Annotated in this window: 19 protein-coding genes; 7 read left to right on the top strand and 12 right to left on the bottom strand. The window is 70.4% G+C overall.

The genetic code is table 11. The features are described 5' to 3' along the window. Positions 1-48 precede the first annotated feature (48 nt). The 3 genes from pyrH to rpsB all read right to left on the bottom strand — a co-directional run bounded on the left by pyrH (position 49) and on the right by rpsB (position 2,723). Entirely contained in the window at positions 49-756 is a 708-nt protein-coding gene (gene pyrH / locus QLQ12_RS03220; protein ID WP_282757334.1) for a UMP kinase, read from the bottom strand. Between the two features lie 156 nt (positions 757-912). Further along, on the bottom strand, positions 913-1,740 hold the full coding sequence (gene tsf / locus QLQ12_RS03225) for a translation elongation factor Ts (protein ID WP_282757010.1): 828 nt from the start codon (positions 1,738-1,740) through the stop codon (positions 913-915). 77 nt (positions 1,741-1,817) lie between these two features. Continuing rightward, positions 1,818-2,723: a 30S ribosomal protein S2 gene (gene rpsB / locus QLQ12_RS03230; protein WP_282757011.1), complete on the bottom strand. Its 906-nt coding sequence runs from the start codon at positions 2,721-2,723 to the stop codon at positions 1,818-1,820. Between the two features lie 470 nt (positions 2,724-3,193). Between rpsB and QLQ12_RS03235 the strand changes: the two genes are divergently transcribed. From QLQ12_RS03235 to dprA, 3 genes are all read left to right on the top strand, one after another. Next, positions 3,194-3,553: a YraN family protein gene (locus QLQ12_RS03235; RefSeq protein ID WP_282757012.1), complete on the top strand. Its 360-nt coding sequence runs from the start codon at positions 3,194-3,196 to the stop codon at positions 3,551-3,553. After that, positions 3,553-5,088 (top strand): YifB family Mg chelatase-like AAA ATPase, encoded by a 1,536-nt coding sequence (locus QLQ12_RS03240; protein ID WP_282757013.1) that lies wholly within the window; start codon positions 3,553-3,555, stop codon positions 5,086-5,088. The genes QLQ12_RS03235 and QLQ12_RS03240 overlap by 1 nt, the downstream gene beginning before the upstream one ends. Before the next feature lie 472 nt (positions 5,089-5,560). Further along, complete coding sequence (gene dprA / locus QLQ12_RS03245; RefSeq protein WP_282757014.1) at positions 5,561-6,922, top strand: DNA-processing protein DprA; 1,362 nt, start codon at positions 5,561-5,563, stop codon at positions 6,920-6,922. 117 nt (positions 6,923-7,039) lie between these two features. Here dprA and QLQ12_RS03250 read toward each other — a convergent pair whose 3' ends face one another. Next, the gene (locus QLQ12_RS03250; protein ID WP_052164533.1) at positions 7,040-7,225 is read right to left on the bottom strand and encodes an AlpA family phage regulatory protein; all 186 of its coding nucleotides are present in this window, start codon (positions 7,223-7,225) and stop codon (positions 7,040-7,042) included. Between the two features lie 532 nt (positions 7,226-7,757). Between QLQ12_RS03250 and QLQ12_RS03255 the strand changes: the two genes are divergently transcribed. Together QLQ12_RS03255 and QLQ12_RS03260 are read left to right on the top strand one after the other, a co-directional pair. Then, on the top strand, positions 7,758-8,105 hold the full coding sequence (locus QLQ12_RS03255; RefSeq protein WP_282757015.1) for a hypothetical protein: 348 nt from the start codon (positions 7,758-7,760) through the stop codon (positions 8,103-8,105). Positions 8,106-8,645: 540 nt separating this feature from the next. Beyond that, on the top strand, positions 8,646-9,890 hold the full coding sequence (locus QLQ12_RS03260) for an IS256 family transposase (protein WP_282757016.1): 1,245 nt from the start codon (positions 8,646-8,648) through the stop codon (positions 9,888-9,890). A 1,076-nt stretch (positions 9,891-10,966) separates the two neighbouring features. Here the strand turns inward: QLQ12_RS03260 and QLQ12_RS03265 are convergent. Further along, complete coding sequence (locus QLQ12_RS03265; RefSeq protein ID WP_282757017.1) at positions 10,967-11,428, bottom strand: pyridoxamine 5'-phosphate oxidase family protein; 462 nt, start codon at positions 11,426-11,428, stop codon at positions 10,967-10,969. A 73-nt stretch (positions 11,429-11,501) separates the two neighbouring features. Between QLQ12_RS03265 and QLQ12_RS03270 the strand changes: the two genes are divergently transcribed. Together QLQ12_RS03270 and QLQ12_RS03275 are read left to right on the top strand one after the other, a co-directional pair. Beyond that, on the top strand, positions 11,502-12,689 hold the full coding sequence (locus QLQ12_RS03270; protein ID WP_282757018.1) for a tyrosine-type recombinase/integrase: 1,188 nt from the start codon (positions 11,502-11,504) through the stop codon (positions 12,687-12,689). An 18-nt stretch (positions 12,690-12,707) separates the two neighbouring features. Then, positions 12,708-13,895, top strand: a complete 1,188-nt coding sequence (locus QLQ12_RS03275) for an aminotransferase class V-fold PLP-dependent enzyme (protein ID WP_282757019.1) — start codon at positions 12,708-12,710, stop codon at positions 13,893-13,895. Between the two features lie 177 nt (positions 13,896-14,072). Here QLQ12_RS03275 and QLQ12_RS03280 read toward each other — a convergent pair whose 3' ends face one another. The 7 genes from QLQ12_RS03280 to rplS form a co-directional block, all read right to left on the bottom strand. Beyond that, complete coding sequence (locus QLQ12_RS03280) at positions 14,073-14,588, bottom strand: M23 family metallopeptidase (protein WP_282757020.1); 516 nt, start codon at positions 14,586-14,588, stop codon at positions 14,073-14,075. 72 nt (positions 14,589-14,660) lie between these two features. Continuing rightward, positions 14,661-14,984 carry a DUF2469 domain-containing protein gene (locus tag QLQ12_RS03285; RefSeq protein ID WP_067505225.1) on the bottom strand — a complete coding sequence of 108 codons (324 nt, stop codon included), beginning with the start codon at positions 14,982-14,984 and terminating at the stop codon, positions 14,661-14,663. Continuing rightward, positions 14,981-15,829 (bottom strand): ribonuclease HII, encoded by an 849-nt coding sequence (locus QLQ12_RS03290; RefSeq protein WP_282757021.1) that lies wholly within the window; start codon positions 15,827-15,829, stop codon positions 14,981-14,983. The genes QLQ12_RS03285 and QLQ12_RS03290 overlap by 4 nt, the downstream gene beginning before the upstream one ends. A 2-nt stretch (positions 15,830-15,831) precedes the next feature. Next, complete coding sequence (locus QLQ12_RS03295) at positions 15,832-16,305, bottom strand: NUDIX hydrolase (RefSeq protein ID WP_282757022.1); 474 nt, start codon at positions 16,303-16,305, stop codon at positions 15,832-15,834. A 24-nt stretch (positions 16,306-16,329) separates the two neighbouring features. Further along, positions 16,330-16,989 carry a signal peptidase I gene (gene lepB / locus QLQ12_RS03300; RefSeq protein ID WP_282757023.1) on the bottom strand — a complete coding sequence of 220 codons (660 nt, stop codon included), beginning with the start codon at positions 16,987-16,989 and terminating at the stop codon, positions 16,330-16,332. Next, a complete protein-coding gene (lepB, locus tag QLQ12_RS03305) occupies positions 16,986-17,861 on the bottom strand; it encodes a signal peptidase I (protein WP_282757024.1) in 876 nt (291 codons plus the stop codon). Before lepB (QLQ12_RS03305) ends, lepB (QLQ12_RS03300) begins: the two co-directional genes overlap by 4 nt. 208 nt (positions 17,862-18,069) lie before the next feature. Then, entirely contained in the window at positions 18,070-18,426 is a 357-nt protein-coding gene (gene rplS, locus QLQ12_RS03310) for a 50S ribosomal protein L19 (RefSeq protein ID WP_282757025.1), read from the bottom strand. Positions 18,427-18,565 lie beyond the last annotated feature (139 nt).

Here is an 18,565-nt window from a genome sequence, read left to right on the forward strand (position 1 = left end):
TCTCGCCTCCTTGCTGTCTTCGGTGGTGCGGGATGTGGGGACGTCAGCTCAGGCCGTGATGAGAGTGCCGATCCGCTCGCCGGCGCACGCGCGCACGATGGTGTCGTCGCCCTCCGCGCCGAAGATCAGCATCGGCAGCTTGTTCTCCTCGCAGAGGCTGAAGGCGGCCTGGTCGGCCACCCGCAGACCACGCTGCAGGACCTCCTGGAAGGTGATGGTCTCCAGCTTCCGGGCGTCCGGATCGACCCGCGGGTCGGCGGTGTAGACCCCGTCGACGCCGTTCTTGCTCATCAGCACCATGTCCGCGTGAATCTCCAGCGCACGCTGGGCGGTGACCGTGTCGGTGGAGAAGTACGGCATACCGGCGCCGGCGCCGAAGATGACGACGCGACCCTTCTCCAGGTGGCGGATGGCACGCAGGGGCAGGTAGGGCTCGGCGACCTGGGCCATCGTGATGGCCGTCTGCACGCGCGTCTCGATGCCCTCCTTCTCCAGGAAGTCCTGGAGGGCCAGGCAGTTCATCACCGTGCCGAGCATGCCCATGTAGTCCGCCCGGTTGCGGTCCATGCCGCGCTTCTGCAGCTCGGCGCCGCGGAAGAAGTTGCCGCCGCCGACCACGACCGCGACCTGGATGCCGCGCCGTGTCACCGTGGCGATCTGTTTCGCCAGCGACTGCACCACGTCGGGCTCGACCCCGACGTCGCCGCCGCCGAAGACCTCGCCGGAGAGTTTGAGAACGACCCGCCGCGGCCGCATGGTCGGCGGGCTCTGATCGTCAACCGTTGCGGACTGCTCGGTCACCATCGTCATGAGACCCGCCTTCCCTTCGCTATCTGCAGGAGACCTTATGCGACCGGGAGGCCGGACGCTCCATCGCGTACCCGACCTCCCGTGTCATTTGCGTGATGAGCCTTACTCCTGGCCGACCTCGTACCGCACGAAGCGGGTGACCTGGATGCCGGCCTCGTCGAGGATCGCCTTGACGGTCTTCTTGTTGTCGACGACCGAAGACTGCTCCAGCAGGACGAAGTCCTTGAAGAAGGAGTTGACCCGACCCTCGATGATCTTGGGCAGCGCCTGCTCCGGCTTGCCCTCCTCGCGAGCGGTCTGCTCGGCGACGCGGCGCTCGGTCTCGACAACCTCGGCCGGGACCTCGTCACGGGTGAGGAACTTCGGGCGCATCGCGGCGATCTGCATGCCGACGGCGCGGGCGTCCGAGTCGGCGGCCTCGTCCGACTTGCCGGTGTACTCCACCAGGACGCCGACCTGCGGCGGCAGATCCTGCGCCTTGCGGTGCAGGTAGACCGCGACGGTGCCGTCGACGATCGTGAAGCGGTTCACGACGATCTTCTCGCCGATCTTCGCCGCGTACTCCTGGATGGTGTCGGCGACGGTCTTGCCGTCCAGCGTCGCGGCGAGCAGCGCGGCGGCGTCGGCCACCTTGTTGCGCTCACCGAGCTCGACCAGCGACTGACCCAGCGCGACGAAGTCGGGGGTCTTGGCGACGAAGTCGGTCTCGCAGTTGAGCTCGAGCAGCGCCTTGCCGGAGTGAGCCACGATGCCGTTGGCGGCGGTGCGGCCGGCCCGCTTGCCGACGTCCTTGGCGCCCTTGATGCGCAGGAACTCGACGGCCTTGTCGAAGTCGCCGTCGGCCTCGTCGAGGGCCTTCTTGCAGTCCATCATGCCGGCACCGGTGAGGTCGCGGAGCTTCTTGACGTCCGCGGCGGTGAAGTTAGCCATGACTCTTCTCTCGATGATCAGTCGGGATTCGGCCGCCGCCGCCAGGAGCGGCGACGGCCGGAGGCAATCGGGACGACTTACTCAGCCGGTGCGGCGGCAGCGACCGGAGCCGGAGCGGCCTCGGTCTCCGCCGGAGCAGCCTCGGTCTCAACCGGAGCGGCCTCGACGGCGACGGTCTCGTCGGCCTTCTTCTCGGCGCCCTCGTACAGGTCGCGCTCCCACTCGGGCAGCGGCTCGCCGGCGGCGACGGCGCCCGGCTCGGGCTTCTCCTCGGCGCCACCACGGCCACGGCCGGAACGGGCGATCAGGCCGTCGGCAACGGCAGTGGCGATGACCCGGGTCAGCAGCTCGGCCGAACGGATCGCGTCGTCGTTGCCCGGGATCGGGAAGTCGACCTCGTCGGGGTCACAGTTGGTGTCCAGCACCGCGATGACCGGGATGCCCAGCTTGCGGGCCTCGTCGACGGCGATGTGCTCCTTCTTGGTGTCCACGACCCAGATCGCCGACGGCGTCTTGGTCATGTCACGCAGACCACCGAGGGTCTTGGTGAGCTTGGTCTTCTCACGGAAGAGCTGGAGGGTCTCCTTCTTGGTGTAACCCGCGGCGGTGCCGGTCAGGTCACCCAGAGCCTCAAGCTCCTTCATGCGCTGAAGACGCTTGTAAACCGTCTGGAAGTTGGTCAGCATGCCGCCGAGCCAGCGGTGGTTGACGTAGGGCTGGCCGACCCGGGTCGCCTGCTCGGCGATGGCCTCCTGCGCCTGCTTCTTGGTGCCGACGAAGAGGATGTGGCCACCCTCGGCGACGGTGCTCCGCACGAACGCGTACGCCTTCTCGATGTAGTCGAGAGTCTGGCGCAGGTCGATGATGTAGATGCCGTTGCGCTCGGTCATGATGAAGCGCTTCATCTTCGGGTTCCAGCGGCGGGTCTGGTGCCCGAAGTGGACACCGCTCTCCAACAGCTGGCGCATGGTCACTACGGCCATGGTGGGTTGCTCCTAGCTATCCCTGGTTGTCACGCTCACCAACGATGAGCGTCCTGGCGCCTGGTCGGTGGCCGCAGTCGGGCCCGATGCGAATCGGGACCAGGGAGGGCCACCGCCGACGGCCGCTCACCCTGAGTAACTCAGGCAACGGCGCGTTCGGAGGGCACGCGAGGTCGACCGCCTGGGCGGTCGCCGTTGCCAAGCATACGCCAAGCCGCGTCCGTCCTCGGCCCGGGCAGCAGCCCGGCGCTCGCGCAGCGGCCGGGAGCCGGGAGACGGCCGCGCGGCAGCCCAGGTTCGGTCCCGGTTCGGCGGGGCGGGGTGGCCGTACGACATGAGAGTTCTTGTGGGCCTCGCCACCGTGCCGCCGGCATATCACACCGGGACGGGCATCGCGGCGGAATCCACACTGCTGGGGAGTCCACAGGGCGTCCCGCCGGGCGGCCGTGCCGCTGCCACGGTGCCGGGTCATGACGACTCAGCGACGGGCGATCGGCGCCTACGGCGAACGACTGGCCGCCCGGCACCTCCAGCAGATCGGCCTCACGCTGCTGCAACGCAACTGGCGCTGCGCGGACGGCGAGATCGACCTGATCCTGCGCGACGGTCCCGACCTGGTCTTCTGTGAGGTCAAGACCCGGCGCACGGCGGCCTTCGGCCCACCGGCCGCCGCCGTCGATCACCGCAAGGTGCGCCGGTTGCGGCAACTGGCCTCCCGGTGGCTGACCGAGTCGGGGGTACGGGCGGAGCGCATCCGTTTCGACGTCGTGGAGGTCCTGCCGCAACGCCGCGGCGCCACCCGCCTGGTCCACCTCCGGGACGCGTTCTGATGAGCTACGCCAGGGTGCTGTGCGCCGGACTGGTCGGGGTCGCCGGGCATGTGGTTGAGGTCGAGGCCGATCTCTCGAACGGGCTGCCCACCCTCGTTCTCACCGGGCTGCCGGACACCGCGCTGAACGAGGCCCGGGACCGGGTGCGGGCGGCCGTGGTGAACTCCGGGCGCGACTGGCCCAACCGGCGGATCACCGTGAACCTGCTGCCCGCGGCGCTGCCCAAGCGCGGCAGCGGATTCGATCTCGCCGTGGCCGCGGCGGTGCTCGCCGGGGCCGGCGAGCTGCCCCCGGCCCGCCTCGATGGGGTGGCGCTCCTCGGCGAACTCGGGCTCGACGGGACCGTCCGGCCGGTGCGGGGTGTCCTGCCGATGGTCGCCGCGGCGGCGCGGGCCGGGGTCACCCGGGTGATCGTGCCGCTGGCCAACGCACGGGAGGCGACGGTCGTGCCCGGGGTCGTGGTGCGTGCGGTGGACACGCTGCACCGGCTCGTCGAGTTCGCCCAGGGCAACGGCGCCCTGCTCGACCCGCCGGCCGTGCCGGTCACGCCCGAACCACCCGGACCCGACCTGTCCGATCTCGCCGGGCAGGAGACCGGGCGGTACGCCCTGGAGATCGCCGCCGCGGGCGGGCACCACCTGGCCCTCTTCGGGCCGCCCGGCGCCGGCAAGACGATGCTGGCCGAACGGCTCCCGTCGATCCTGCCGGAACTCGACGACGACGCCTCCCTCGAAGTGACCGCGCTGCAGTCCATCGCCGGGGTGCTGCCTCCCGACGGGCGGCTGGTCCGCCGGCCGCCGTTCCAGGCGCCGCACCACAGCTCCACCCTCGCCTCCCTGGTCGGCGGCGGATCCGGACTGGTCCGCCCGGGCGCGCTCTCGCTCGCGCATCGAGGGGTCCTGTTCCTGGACGAGGTCCCCGAGATGAGCCGGGTGACGTTGCAGGCGCTGCGGCAGCCGCTGGAGAGCGGGCGGGTCGTGCTGTCCCGGGCCAGCGGGACCACCGAGTACCCGGCCCGGGCCCAACTGGTCGTCGCGGCGAACCCGTGCCCGTGCGCGTCCCCCGCCGGCGACCACGCGTGCCACTGCGGGGCGGCGGTGCGGCGGCGCTATCTCGGCCGGCTCTCCGGGCCGCTGCTCGACCGGATCGACATGCGGGTCAACCTGCTGCCGGTGCGGGCCGCGCAACTGGTCGTCGAGTCCGAGCCGGCCGAGTCGTCCGCGCTGGTCGCGGCACGGGTGACGCGGGCCCGGACGGCCGCGGCGGCACGATGGGCGGACGGCGGGTGGCGGGTCAACGCCGAGGTGCCGGGGCCGGTCCTGCGGCGGCCGCCATGGCGGTTGCCGGCCCGGGACACCGCCGTCCTGCACGACGCCCTCGACAGCGGCAGCCTCTCGGCTCGCGGCTACGACCGCTGCCTCCGGTTGTCCTGGACCATCGCCGACCTCGACGGACGCGATCGTCCGGGGACCGGGGACGTGTGCGAGGCCTATCAACTCCGGATGGGAGAGGGCGGCGCCCGTGTCCGGAAGTGACTGCCTTCTCGCCTTTCCGTTCCCGTCCCGGCCTTCCTCGTCGCACGGCCTCTCCTGCCGCCTCCGGATGCCGTCCGGGCTGCGGCGGTTGCGCTTCCCGTCCCGACGTCCGTTTCTTCCCCCGCTGTTCAGGCCGCCGGTTCTTCCCCCGCTGTTCAGGCCGCCGGGCTCGCTGGCCGGGCCGGCGCCGGTTTCCTCGCTCCTTGGGTCTCCGCCCGCCTCCTCGCCCAGCCGTCCACCGGCCGTTGCCTCGCCCGGGTCCGCGTTTCCCGCCTCGCCGCCCGCCCCGGCCTCGTTGACCGAGCTCACGTCGCCCGTCCCTGCGCCTGCGGCCTCGCCGTGCGAGCCCGCACCTCCCGCATCGTCGCCCGCCCAGCGTCGTCGCCCCGGCCCGGGCTTCCCGCCTGCTTCCCATCTTGAAGGAGAGTTGAATGAGTGTCGCGATCGTCACCCCGGCTGACGGGTGTGCAGCATGAGTGGGCCCCTGAGGGTCGGAGGGGAAGCGGACCGGGCCGCCCGGGTCGCCCTGACCTGGCTGGCCGAGCCCGGCAACCGGGCGGTGTGGACGCTCGTGGAGCAGTCCGGCGCGCCGGCCACCCTGGACCTCCTGCTCAGCGGCGACCTCCCGGACACCCGCCTGCGCGCCGCCGTCGCCGCCCGAGCCACGGCCGGTGACGCCCGCCGGATCGCGGAGATCTCGCTGCGCCGGGCCGACCGGCTCGGCGCCCGCCTGGTGGTGCCCTCCGACGAGGAGTGGCCGGACCGCATCGCCGACCTGGCCACCCTGGAGATGGACACCGGCGGCCGGATCAACCAGGACACCCGTCCGCCGCTGTGCTTCTGGGTGCGCGGGGCGTGGCCACTCGGCGAGACGCTGGACCGGTCGGTCGCGATCGTCGGCGCGCGGGCGGCCACGAGCTACGGCACGCACGTCACCACCGACATGTCCTATTCGGTCAGCCGCGACGGGTGGACGGTGCTGTCCGGAGGAGCGTTCGGCATCGACGCCGCGGCTCACCGCGGGGCACTCGCCGCCGGCGGCCGCACCGTGGCCGTCCTCGCCTGCGGGGTCGACCGGCCCTACCCGGCCGGGAACTCGGCGCTGTTCGACCGGATCGCCGACACCGGCCTGCTGGTGAGCGAATGGCCGATCGGGGCCGAACCACTCCGGCACCGGTTCCTGATCCGGAACCGGGTCATCGCCGCGGCCACCGCCGGCACCGTCGTCGTCGAGGCCGCCGCACGCAGCGGCGCGACCCAGACGATGAGCCGGGTGCTGGCTCTGAACCGGCCGGCGATGGTCGTGCCCGGGCCGGTGACGTCGGCGATGTCGGTCGGGTGCCACGAGATCCTGCGGAGCAGCCCGGCCGCGCGTGTCGTCACCAACGCCGACGAGGTGCTCGAAGAGGTCGGCCGGATCGGCGAATACCTCACCGAGCCGCCGCGCGGGCCGGAACACCGGCGCGACCAGCTCGACGAGGAGGCGGCGCTGGTCCTGGAGGCGCTCCCGCCGAACGGATCGTCCACTCCGGAACAGCTCGCGGCCGAGGCACGGCTCGGGCTGCGTACGGTGCTGCGGCGTCTGTCGCTTCTGGAGACCGCGGGACTGGTGGTGCGTACCGCGGACGGGGTCTCGCTCGCTCGCAACCTCGCGCCCGGCCGTACTCCGCGCTCCGCTGCCGACCGCACTCCACACTCCGTTGCCGACCGCACGCCGCGCTCCGATCCCGGCCGCGTTCCCGGAAGTGCCCCCGGCCGCGAGCCGGGACCTACTTCCGGATCCGCTTCCGACCGGGTTCCTGAGCCGGGGCGAAATCGGCATGATGCCGACTGATCGGGCAGCCGGCGTCGACGTGGCGGCATGGTGGTGGCCGGCCCGTCGTAAGGCCAGGCCGTCGCGAAGCGACGACCGGCCCGGGCCGGTCCACGGCCACCGACGTGACCGGACGAATCAGTCCTCGGACTCGTCCAGATCTCGTCGGTGGACCTTCATCCAGGCCTCGACGTCCTCCGTCAGCCATACCTTGCCCTGGGCCAGGTCGGCTACCGGCTTCGGAAAATCGGCACGGCTGGTGATCTGGTACGCCCGCTGCCGGCTGACTCCGCCGAGACGGATGCGAATCTCGTGCGCGCCCATGAGGCGGATCGGCTTCACTCCCACATGATCGACCGTAGGCGCGGGACTATTAGTCGATAATCAACTTGATAGGAGACAGCTAGTCCGTAGTCAACTAAGGTGGTCTCATGACTAGAAGTCGCCGGACTAGCGGTCCGGTCCCCTTCCATCCGAACCATCGACGCGACTGGCGGAGCCTGTGGCGGCGCTGCATATGCGGGCTTCCGGCCCCCTGCATCGACCGTGTTCCGCCCGCGCCTCCGGCGCCCTATCCACCCCACGACTCACCCGTCTTTGACCAGGTGACACAGGGTCGCCGAGGCGTCTACCGGTCGCGTGCCGCCCTCCCCGGCGCTGACGGGTCTCCCGCCTCCGCCGGCGGAGCCACCCCGTCCCGGGCAGCTGATCCGGACTCCAGTGTGGGCCGCGCCGGCCGCCTCACACCGGCCCAGCAGCACCGCGCCACCCAGGGCGCTCGGCGACGCTATCGCCGCCAACCTCGCAGCCATTGACGTCCCGTGCCCGACCGGCCGATCACTTTCGGGGGAATCGTTTGTCCACGGCACCGGAGCCCGAGCATCTGCCCGACCGTCCGCACTGGCGCTGCCGGGTCTGCGACCAGCCCTGGCCCTGCCCCGAGTCCCAGGCGAGCCTCCTCGATGAGTACCGCGCCTACCCATCACTTCTGAAGATCTATCTCTCCGCCCAGATGTACGAGGCCCTCGACGACTTCACCGCCTATGGCGGTGTTCCGCCGCTGAACCTCTACGAGCGTTTCCTCTCCTGGGCCAGAAACCGCTCCGCCTCAGGCGACCCCTCCGTCACCCACCACTCCCCCGAGAGCCGCTCTCCGCCATGCCCCTCTTCGGACAGCCCTTCCTCCGGCCCTCGCAGCCTCTGACTGCCGCTCTCCGGCACACCGCTCCTGCCACCGCCACAGCCTCGACCGCCACCACTGCACCCACTGCCGCGACCCGCCGGCACGCCGCTCCTAGGACAGTCGCTCGTCCAGGCGCTATAGCTGACTGGCCCTCGCGGACAGCTCCTTCCTCTGCTCGTCATAGAGAGCCGCCGTCAATCACTGCGACATCGGGCGCCCGGCCTGCGACCACCACACCCGCAGCGCTAGCCCGGCCAGCGAAAGCCCTCCTGCCAACCGAACTGCCTGGATCCGCACATGCAGCAGGAACTAGGGCGGCAATCCCCTCCCACACTCCTCCCCGGACCGGCACCCCCACTCGGCAACGTCCGTCCGCCTGGACTTGCGACCATCCATGCCGTGCCCCGCCCCGCACCTCGAAACCTCTGGGTCTGCAGCCACATACCCACGCTCAGATGGTCACGTCCACTGAAGTGGTGTATGACCTGGACTTTCGGGGATGAAAGAGGCGGCCACCGCAGATCCTTCGGATTGTCTGACGATCAGAAGGAGAGACCTGCGATGGCCGCAACAGAGAGTTTGAACCTGGCCGGGCTGCTGGGCGAGCATCTGGAATCGGCGAGCCCTGATGTACTGCGGGCGATGGTGAAAACGTTCGCCGACGCGTTGATGTCCGCCGAGGCCGACGCGCTGTGCGGCGCCGGTTACGGCGAACGCTGCGTCGAGCGGACGAACTCGCGTAACGGCTACCGGCCACGGGAGTGGGACATCCGGGCCGGCACCATCGATCTGGCGATTCCGAAGCTGCGGTCCGGCAGCTACTTCCCGGACTGGCTGCTGGAACACCGGCGGCGGGCCGAGCAGGCTCTGGTCAGTGTGGTCGCCACCAGCTATCTGCTCGGGGTGTCGACGCGGCGGATGGAGAAGCTGGTCGAGCAACTCGGCGTCAAGTCGCTGTCGAAGTCGCAGGTCTCGGAGATGGCCCGGCATCTGGACGCCCAGGTCGAGGCGTTCCGTAACCGGCCGTTGGACGCCGGTCCGTACACGTTCGTGTGGACCGACGCCCTGGTCATCAAGGTCCGTGAGCACGGCCGCATCGTGAACGTGCACGCGCTGGTAGCGGTCGGCGTCAACGTCGACGGCGGCCGGGAGGTCCTCGGTCTCGACGTCGCCAGCGACGAGGACGGCGCCGGCTGGCTGGCGTTTCTCCGGTCGCTGACGGCCCGGGGCTTGTCCGGTGTCCGCCTGGTCATCTCCGATGCCCACCGCGGTCTGGTCGGTGCGATCGGCGCTGCGCTGCCCGGCGCGCAGTGGCAGCGTTGTCGCACTCACTACCTGCGCAACCTGCTGGCGAAGGTCCCGAAGAGTGCGCAGCCGTGGGTCGCCACCCTGGTCCGCACGATCTTTGACCAGCCCGATGCCACCGCGGTCCATGCACAGTTTGAGCGGGTCCTCGACTCGATCGAGCAGAAGTTCCCGGACGCGGCTGAGCACCTTGACGACGCCCGCGCCGACCTGTTGGCCTTCACCAGCTTTCCGCGGGAGTTGTGGCGGCAGATCTGGTCGAACAATCCACAGGAACGGTTGAACAAGGAGATCCGCCGCCGCACCGACGTCGTCGGGATCTTCCCGAACCGCGACGCGATTATCCGCCTCGTCGGCGCGGTCCTGGCCGAACAGACCGACGAATGGGTCGAAGGCCGCCGCTACATGGGCCTGGAGATTCTCGCCAAAGCCCGGCTGGCCAGCATCGATACCACACAGCACGACACCGGAATCATCGAGACAACCGCAGTCGCCGCATAAGATCAACACACACGGATCAGCGCTGGCCGCCTCTTACACCACGCCAGCGGACGTGACCGCTCAGATCGCCCAGGTTGGCAGCCCTCGCAATGTGGCACCACTAACCGCCCACCGAAGGCACGAAGCGGACAGGACCGTCGGACAACGCGGACGGGACCGTCGGACGCAGACGCGGCGACACACTAGGCACGGGCACAGAAACAGGCACGGGGTCACACCGGCATGGGATGCGGTGATGCGTCAAGCACATGGCCGACAGCGCGTCAGGCACCGGCGCTATGTCCCACCAGACGCAGACTCGGCGTCCCACCAAACGCGAACGCGGCGATGCGTTAGGCGCGAGAGCGGCGACACCAGACGCAGAACCGACGACACACCAAACACCGGCACAGGGTCACACCGGCACGGGGTCACACCGGCACGGGCACGGCGATGCGTCAGGCCCGGAAGCGGCCACACCAGACACAGAACCGACGACACACCAAGCACCGGCACGGGTGCGGCGACGCATCCAGCCCAGGAGCGGCGACACTAGACACAGAACCGACGACACACCAAGCACCGGCACGGGTGCGGCGACGCATCCAGCCCAGGAGCGGCGACACTAGACACAGAACCGACGACACACCAAACACCGGCATGGGTGCGGCGACGCGTCGAGCCCGCGAGCGGTAACACACCAGAGGCAGGCCCGGCGGCACACTAAGCACCGGCACGGGGGTGTCCGGCCACGGGCGCACGGTGGCAGCCGGTCCGACCTCTGCTGACCTGGTCGTGAGCAGTGCCTCGAGCGGACCGAGGCCGCACTTACGAACAGGCGGCAGAGCCGGCCAGATCCACCCCGGTCCGGTTGCTTCCCGGGAACGCGACCGCCTTCGCCAGTAGTCGATCTGCTCGCCGTGCGAATCCGCGGTCAAAACGGACCTGAAACAGCGCTTCCGCACGGCCAGCAGATCGACTCACCCGGAAGCCAACGGGAGCGAGGTTACTGTCGCGTGCACACCGTTACCGAGGCACTCCCCCGGACACGGGCTCACACCGGCACGAGATCACACCGGCACGAGAGCGGCGGTGGGTCAGGCGCGGGAGCGGCGGCGGTAGCCGCGACCGGCGTGCCACGACTCGATGACCAGGTGGTCGGCGGGGGTGCCGACGTAGGTGAGTGCCACCTCCTCGATGTCGATCCGGAAGAAGGCGGCACCGGAGTGTGGGCTGCCGGGCGGGGGTGGGACCTCGATCGCGCGGCCCGAGAGCTTGGCGTCGCCCGGACCGCTCGACGGGTCGCCGGCCGGTGGCTCAAGAGTGGGGCTGTGCATGGCGATGCGAGGGTCACGGCGGAGGTCCAGCAGCTTCATCGCGCCGGGCATCGAGCCGAGGGTGACCTCGCCGTCGACGAACTGGGCCTCGGACGCGCTGATCCGAGGTGAGCCGTCTCGGCGGAGCGTCGCGATGGTCTTGTTGGTGCCGGCCTCGAAGAGGGCCCGCACACGGGCCGCGAACTCGGGGGCGTCCTGCTCGATTTCCTGCCAGCGTGCCATGCGACAGACGCTAGACCCGGGGTACGACATAAATTCTTGACCAGGCACCTCTCCTGATGGACGGTCTGAGGCGATGCGAATTCGTGAACTGCATGAGCGGCTGCCCGCAGCCCTGCGCGAGGCCGTCGACGAGTTCGGCCGCCATCTCGCGGTGGTGGAGGGGCGTTCGGAGCACACCGTCCGGGCGTACGTCGGGGATGTCGTGTCCCTGTTGGACCATGCGGCCTTCGAGGGGCGGGCGACCGTCGCCGAGCTGGACATCACGGTTCTCCGAGGGTGGCTCGCCGCCCGGATGGGTTCCGGCGCGGCCCGGTCCTCGCAGGCGCGGCGTGCCGCGGCGGCGCGGGCCTTCACCGGATGGGCACACCGCACGGGCCGCTCCCCCGAGGATCCGGGCGCCCAACTGGCCAGCCCACATGCCCACCGGAGCCTTCCGACCGTGCTGCGCGCCGACCAGGCGGCCAGCCTGATGGCCGCGGCCCGGCCCGCCAGCGGTCCGAGTAACGAACAGGCAGCCGGGCCCACCCCACGCCCGAAGAACGAGCAGGCAGCCGGACCCGCCGGAGGCCCGAAGGGCGCACGGGACGACAGCGCGCCCGGCGAAGCGGCCACAGCAGGCGACACCCGGGAGCGCGAGACACCCCGAAGCGCCGGACCTGGGAGCGACCGCCAGGACGGCGTCGCACGCGAGGCGCGGACACGTATGGACGACGCATGCGAGGACGGGACGAGGGAAGGCGAGACGCCGGGTGGTGACGGCCTGGCGATCCGGGACCGGGCCGTCCTCGAACTGCTCTACGCGACCGGCGTACGCGTCAGCGAACTCTGCGCCCTCAATCGCGCCGACGTGGACCATGCCCGGCAGGTCGTCCGGGTCTTCGGCAAGGGCGCCAAGGAACGGGCCGTCCCCTTCGGGCATCCGGCGAGGCGGGCCCTCGACGACTGGCTGCGCCTGGGCCGCCCGGAGCTGGCGAACCGTTCCAGCCGCGACGCCCTGTTCCTCGGGGCGAGGGGCGGCCGGCTGCAGGCGACAGTGGTCCGGCGGATCGTCGCGAACGCGGCCCGTGCGGCGGGGCTTCCGCACACCAGCCCGCACGATCTGCGGCACTCGGCGGCGACGCATCTGCTCGACGGCGGCGCGGATCTGCGTGCCGTGCAGGAGTTGCTCGGGCACAGTTCTCTGGCGAGCACCCAGATCTACACCCATGTGTCGACCGAGCGGCTGCGTGCGGCGTTCAAGCAGGCTCATCCCCGGGCCTGACGTCGTACGATCCACAGCATGAGTGCCCCGGAGAAGCCCCGGCCCATTCCCGGCGCCCGCCTGCTCTTCTCCCTGGACCCGTCGATGTCCTATCTCAACCATGGCTCGTTCGGCGCGCTGCCGATCAGCGTGCAGCGTGCCCAGCAGCGGCTCCGCGACGAGGTGGAGGCGAACCCCCTGCGCTTCTACGGCACAGGGCTGCTGGACCGGGTGGTCCACACCCGGCGGCACCTGGCCACGTTCCTCGGCGCCGACCCGGACGGCAGCGCTCTGGTGCAGAACACGACGGCGGCGGTCTCGCTGGTCCTGCAGTCGGTGGGGCTCGGGGCCTCCGACGAGGTGCTGCTCAGCGACCACGCCTATGGGGCGGTCACCATGGCGGTCCGCCACCGGTGCCGGCGGACCGGGGCCACCGCGCGGACGGTGGCGGTCCCGCTCGGCCTCTCCGCGCCGGAGGTCGTCGCCCGGGTCCGGTCCGCGCTGCGGCCCGGGCGCACCAGGTTGCTGGTCATCGATCAGCTCGCCTCGGCGACGGCGGCCCTCTTCCCGGTGCGCGAGATCGCCGCCGCCGCCCGTGAACACGGCATTCCGGTGCTGGTCGACGCCGCCCACGTCCCGGGCATGCTGCCGGTCGACGTGTCCGCGATCGGCGCCGACTTCTGGGTCGGCAACCTGCACAAGTGGGGCTGGGCTCCGCGTGGCACCGCGCTGCTGCACGTGGCGCCGGCCTGGCGCCGCCGGATCGAGCCGCTGGTCGTGTCCTGGGAGCACGAACAGGGTTTCCCGCGCTCGGTGGAGTTCCAAGGCACGATCGACTACACGCCGTGGCTGGCGGCGCCGACGGGGATCTTCACGATGCGCACGCTCGGGCTGGAGGCTGTCCAGGAGCACAACGAGACGCTTGCGGCGTACGCCCAGCGGGTGGTCGGTGAAGCCCTCGGCCTGGAGCCCGCGGATCTGCCGGAACCGGGCGGACCGGGGGTGGCGATGCGGGTGGTGCCGCTGCCGGCCGGGCTGGCGACCACCGTCCCGGAAGCGCAGGCGCTGCGGCTGCACATCGCCGAGAAGCTGGCGGCGGAGGTGGCGGTGAACGCCTGGGGCGGACGGGGGCTGCTGCGGCTGAGCGCGCAGGTCTACAACCGCCCGGAGGAGTACGAGGCCCTCGCCGAGCGGCTTCCGGGCCTGCTCGCCGCTTACCAGCGCTGAACCCGCCGCAGAAGCCCGCCGAAAAGGCGGCACGCCCCCGGAGCGGAGGCGGCCGGACGGTGGCAAGACCGTCGGGCCTGGAGACCGTACCCGGACAGGGCAAGACCGCCGAGACAAGCGGCCGCCAGGATGGACACCGCGGCGGGGTGCGGCCGCGAGCGGCGGCCGGAGAGGCGGTCACCGCCCGTCGAGCGGCAGCAACCGCACCCGCCCGAACCCGAGCAACGCCAGTGGATCGAGATAGACCTCACCGCGGCGCAGCCCCCAGTGCAGACAGGCGTCCGCCGCGCACCCGGGGTGCCCAGTCTCGACCGTCCCGATCGGGTCGCCGGCCGCGATGTGGTCGCCGATCCGGACGGTCGCGGTGACCGGCTCGTAGGTGGTGCGCAACTGACCGGCGTGGGCGACGCTCACCACACCCCGTCCGGCGAGCGCCTGCGCGTAGACGACGACGCCGCCCGCGGCGGCCCGGACCACCGCGCCGGCGGACGACTCCAGGTCGACGCCGCGGTGCCCGGGCAGCCATCGCTGAGCCGGCGGCTCGAAGCGCCGCACCACCCGCGGCGGCACCACCGGCCAGCGGTAGGCGGCGTCAGCGGCCCGCAGCGCCGCTGGGGACGGTGACGAGGGGGCGACCGGAGGGCCGGGAAGCAGAAACAGCGGCAGCAGCGCCACAACGGCGGGAACAGGCATGCCACCGAGCCTGCCGGGCCGCGGCAGGGCTCACGACCGCCCCTGTGGACGGCCGCGGACTGTGGACGACCGTCAGCCGCCGAAACCCGGCTCGTCCGGCAGCGAGATGTCTGGCTTCTCCAGCTCCTCGACGTTGACGTCCTTGAACGTCATCACCCGCACGTTCTTCACGAAGCGGGCCGGGCGGTACATGTCCCAGACCCAGGCGTCGTGCATCTCGACCTCGAAATACACCTCGCCGTCGGAGTTACGCACGTGCAGATCGACCTGGTTGGCCAGGTAGAACCGGCGCTCGGTCTCCACCACGTAGGAGAACTGGCGGACGATGTCGCGGTACTCCCGGTAGAGCTGCAGCTCCATCTCGGTCTCGTACTTCTCGAGATCCTCTGCGCTCATCGTGTCTCGCCCTCCATGGCACTATCTTCCCCCACCGACGGCGACGGCTGAGGCTGCTCGCCGGACGCCACGCCGACGGTACCCTCAGCCGCTTCCGGAAGCAGCAGCGGCTCGGTAACGGATACGTCGTCGAACAGTGACGGCACTGCGGGAATCACCGGGTCCACGGGGCGGCGGGCCCGCGGCGGCCGGTTGCCGCGCCCGGAGGCGGCGGCGACGTTGACATATGAGAAGCGGTGCTCGGAGCACGGGCCGTGGGTGGCCAGCGCGGTGCTGTGCTCCTCGGTGATGTAACCCTTGTGCACGGCGAACCCGTAGTCGGGGAACCTGTCGTGCAGTTCGACCATGAGCCGGTCGCGGGTGACTTTCGCCAGGACGCTGGCGGCGGCGACGCAGGCGGCGACCCGGTCGCCTTTCCACACCGCGAGACCGGGCACGCCCAGGCCGTCGACGCCGAAGCCGTCGGTGAGCACGTACTCCGGGCGGACGGCGAGCGACGCCAGCGCCCGGCGCATCGCCGCGAGGTTGCAGACGTGCAGGCCGCGGGCGTCGACCTCGGCCGGCGGGATGATCATCACGGACCAGGCGAGGGCTTTCGCGACCACCTGGTCGTAGACCCGCTCGCGGGCGGCGGGGGTCAGCAGTTTCGAGTCGGCCAGGCCGGGGATCTCGCCACGCCGGCCTTCCGGCAGGATCGCGGCGGCCGCGACGAGCGGCCCGGCGCAGGCGCCGCGGCCAGCCTCGTCGGCCCCGGCCACATGTCGGAAGCCGCGGCGCTGGAGGGCCTGCTCCAAGGCGTAGAGGCCCGCCTCGCGGCGGACGACGGTGCGCGGTGGGGCCAGCATCTTCAGGAACCTTCGGGTACGGCGTCGACGGTGAGCCGCCGGAGCAGGGCGGCCAGGCCGGCCGGGAAGATCTCCTCGCGGCTCGCCTCGATCTCGGCGGCCGACCACCACCGATGTTCGGTGATGGTGAGGCGTTCCTCCTCGTCCATCCCGGCGGTGTCGACCTGCCAATCGGTCACCCGGAGCAGATAGAAGTCCTGCTCCTGCCGGAACGCGCGGTCGTTGTAGGAGAAGTCGGTGACCTCGTGCAGGACCGGCTCGCCCAAATCGGCGGCGGGAGCGCGCAGGCCGGTCTCCTCGAAGAGCTCCCGGCAGGCGGCGTCGACGGTGGTCTCGCCCGTGTCGAGGCCGCCACCAGGGGTGAACCACCAGCGCAGGCCGGGCCGCGCGGGGTCGCCGCCGTGCAGCAGCAGCACCCGGCCCGCCAGATCGACGAGCAGAACGCGGCCGGCGCGACGGTCAATCACTTCGGTCACGTGACCAAGCCTATTGCGGAGGAGTTACTTGCCCGCGTCGGGGATCGAGTTGAACTCATCCGGCACGGTGAGCCAGGTCGCCCGGCCGGCCGGCCAGAAGATCGTGAAGGCGCGCCCGACCACCGAGTCGACCGGGACCGTAGCCTGCTCGATCTTGCCGGCCTCGTCGGTGGCGCTGCTCTGCTCGTAGTGCTCCAGGGAGTCACCGGACGCCTCGCGGTGGTCGCCCATCACCCAGAGGCGGCCCGCCGGGACGGTGATGTCGAAGTTCTGGTCGGCGACCTGGTTACGGGTGCCGTCGGACTCGACATAGATGTACGGCTCGTCGAGGGACTTGCCGTTGATCATGAGCCGCTGCTGCGGGTCGCAGCAGACCACGTTGTCGCCCGGCTGACCGATGACCCGCTTGATGAAGTCGTCGCCCTCGTTGCCGGCCTGCCAGACGGAGGGGGCTTTGAAGACGATGATCTCGCCGCGGCGTGGCTCGCGGAATTCGTAGACGAGTTTGTTGACCAGAACTCTGTCCCACAGCTCGAGCGTGTGCTGCATCGAGGGAGACGGGATGTAGAACGTCTGCAGCACGAACGCGCGCACCAGGACGGCGACCAGGATCGCCACCCCCAGCAGGATGGGAAGTTCACGCCAGAACGATCCCTGGCGCTTCTCGGTCTGCTCGTCAATCACGCTCGGAGCCTACGTCGTCGAGTCCACAACGACATGCCGGAACGCGCGGATAAAACCACACCGAAGAGAAGAGGGAACACGTTTGTGGCAACCGCCGGCTGCTCCCGCTGTTGCGGGACGGGGCGCGCGGCGGCGGCCGCCGGTTGCTGCTCGCCGAACTGTCGCCAGACGTCGGGCACGTCCAGGCCGGTGAAGCGCTCGCTGGGCCACACCACCACGAAGGCCCGGCCGATGATGTTCTCGATCGGCACCGTCCCCTGGCAGCGGGCGTCCTGTGAGACCGAGCGGTGGTCGCCCATGACGAACATCTCGCCCGGGGGGACGGTCACCTCGGTGAACCGGCGGCTCGTGCACTGTTTCGCGATCGGTGGCTGGCTCAGGTCGGAGTTGAAGCCCTCGGCGATGTACGGCTCGTCGATGCCGACCCCGTTGACCGTGATCCGGCCCTGCGCGTCGCAGCAGGCCACCTTGTCACCCGGAAGACCGATCACCCGTTTGATGAAGTCACGCTCGCCGGGCCGGCTGACTCCGACCAGGTCGCCGACCGTGCGGCCGAGCTTGGCGATGAAGGTGTTGCTGACCGCCTCGGTCACCTCGGGAGCCCAGTCCTCGGTGCCCCGGAACACCACGATCTCACCGCGCAGCGGGTCCCGCATGTCGTAGACGACCTTGTTGACCAGCACCCGGTCCTTGATCTCCAAGGTGGTCTGCATCGACCCCGACGGGATGTAGAAGGCCTGGACCAGGAAGGTCCGGATCAGTACCGCCAGGCAGAACGCCACGATCAGCAGCAGCGGAAGCTCCTGCCACAGCGGCATCTCCTTGCGCCGCACCACGGACCGCCGCCGTCGTGCCGGCCGATAGCCTTCCATCGGATCCACGCTTTGCATCTCCCGCCGCCAGACGGTGCGAACCGCCCCCGGATACAGCACTACCGCCCGAGTTTCCCGGCTAGGGAAAGTTACGGGCGGTAGCACTGGAATGGTTCATCGTCATGGCCAGGGCCACGAAAATGTCCGAACAATCCGGCACCGGCGCAAGCTTAGTTCGCTCGCTCGGTTTCCGCCGGATCGGAGATCGTCAGACGGACTGCTTCTCGCGAAGCTCCTTGATCTTGGCCTTCTTGCCACGGAGCTCACGCAGGTAGTAGAGCTTGGCGCGGCGCACGTCACCACGGGTGATGACTTCGATCCGGTCGATCGCCGGGCTGTTGAGCGGGTAGGTCCGCTCGACACCGACACCGAAGCTGATCTTGCGGACCTTGAAGGTCTCCCGCAGGCCGGCACCCTGGCGGGCGATCACCACGCCCTGGAAGACCTGGACACGGGAACGGTTACCTTCGACGACCCGGGCGTGCACCTTGAGGGTGTCACCGGCGCGGAAGCTCGGAAGGTCGGTGCGCTGCGACTGGGCGTCGAGAGCGTCCAGCGTGTTCATCGCTGCATCCTCGTACTTCGTGGCGCACCGGGAGTTCGGTGCGCGGTGGGTGATTCTGACCCCCCACCGGTCTGATCGAGATCAGCCTCAGAGGGTCCTCGTCTCGGTCCCACGGCGCGGGAACGAGACGGCAACTTCC

The sequence above is a fragment of the Actinoplanes sandaracinus genome, from assembly GCF_030009775.1.
Classification (GTDB): Bacteria; Actinomycetota; Actinomycetes; order Mycobacteriales; family Micromonosporaceae; genus Actinoplanes; species Actinoplanes sandaracinus.

Bases quoted from the DNA above. Each gene is read 5' to 3' on its own strand.
- QLQ12_RS03250 (WP_052164533.1), bottom strand. From the start codon at position 7,225: ATGGGCGCGCACGAGATTCGCATCCGTCTCGGCGGAGTCAGCCGGCAG.
- QLQ12_RS03285 (WP_067505225.1), bottom strand. From the start codon at position 14,984: ATGAGCGCAGAGGATCTCGAGAAGTACGAGACCGAGATGGAGCTGCAG.
- QLQ12_RS03270 (WP_282757018.1), top strand. From the start codon at position 11,502: ATGCGAATTCGTGAACTGCATGAGCGGCTGCCCGCAGCCCTGCGCGAG.
- QLQ12_RS03235 (WP_282757012.1), top strand. From the start codon at position 3,194: ATGACGACTCAGCGACGGGCGATCGGCGCCTACGGCGAACGACTGGCC.
- tsf (WP_282757010.1), bottom strand. From the start codon at position 1,740: ATGGCTAACTTCACCGCCGCGGACGTCAAGAAGCTCCGCGACCTCACC.
- QLQ12_RS03265 (WP_282757017.1), bottom strand. From the start codon at position 11,428: ATGGCACGCTGGCAGGAAATCGAGCAGGACGCCCCCGAGTTCGCGGCC.
- pyrH (WP_282757334.1), bottom strand. From the start codon at position 756: ATGCGGCCGCGGCGGGTCGTTCTCAAACTCTCCGGCGAGGTCTTCGGC.
- rplS (WP_282757025.1), bottom strand. From the start codon at position 18,426: ATGAACACGCTGGACGCTCTCGACGCCCAGTCGCAGCGCACCGACCTT.
- QLQ12_RS03280 (WP_282757020.1), bottom strand. From the start codon at position 14,588: ATGCCTGTTCCCGCCGTTGTGGCGCTGCTGCCGCTGTTTCTGCTTCCC.
- QLQ12_RS03275 (WP_282757019.1), top strand. From the start codon at position 12,708: ATGAGTGCCCCGGAGAAGCCCCGGCCCATTCCCGGCGCCCGCCTGCTC.
- QLQ12_RS03240 (WP_282757013.1), top strand. From the start codon at position 3,553: ATGAGCTACGCCAGGGTGCTGTGCGCCGGACTGGTCGGGGTCGCCGGG.
- dprA (WP_282757014.1), top strand. From the start codon at position 5,561: ATGAGTGGGCCCCTGAGGGTCGGAGGGGAAGCGGACCGGGCCGCCCGG.
- QLQ12_RS03290 (WP_282757021.1), bottom strand. From the start codon at position 15,829: ATGCTGGCCCCACCGCGCACCGTCGTCCGCCGCGAGGCGGGCCTCTAC.
- rpsB (WP_282757011.1), bottom strand. From the start codon at position 2,723: ATGGCCGTAGTGACCATGCGCCAGCTGTTGGAGAGCGGTGTCCACTTC.
- QLQ12_RS03260 (WP_282757016.1), top strand. From the start codon at position 8,646: ATGGCCGCAACAGAGAGTTTGAACCTGGCCGGGCTGCTGGGCGAGCAT.
- lepB (WP_282757024.1), bottom strand. From the start codon at position 17,861: ATGGAAGGCTATCGGCCGGCACGACGGCGGCGGTCCGTGGTGCGGCGC.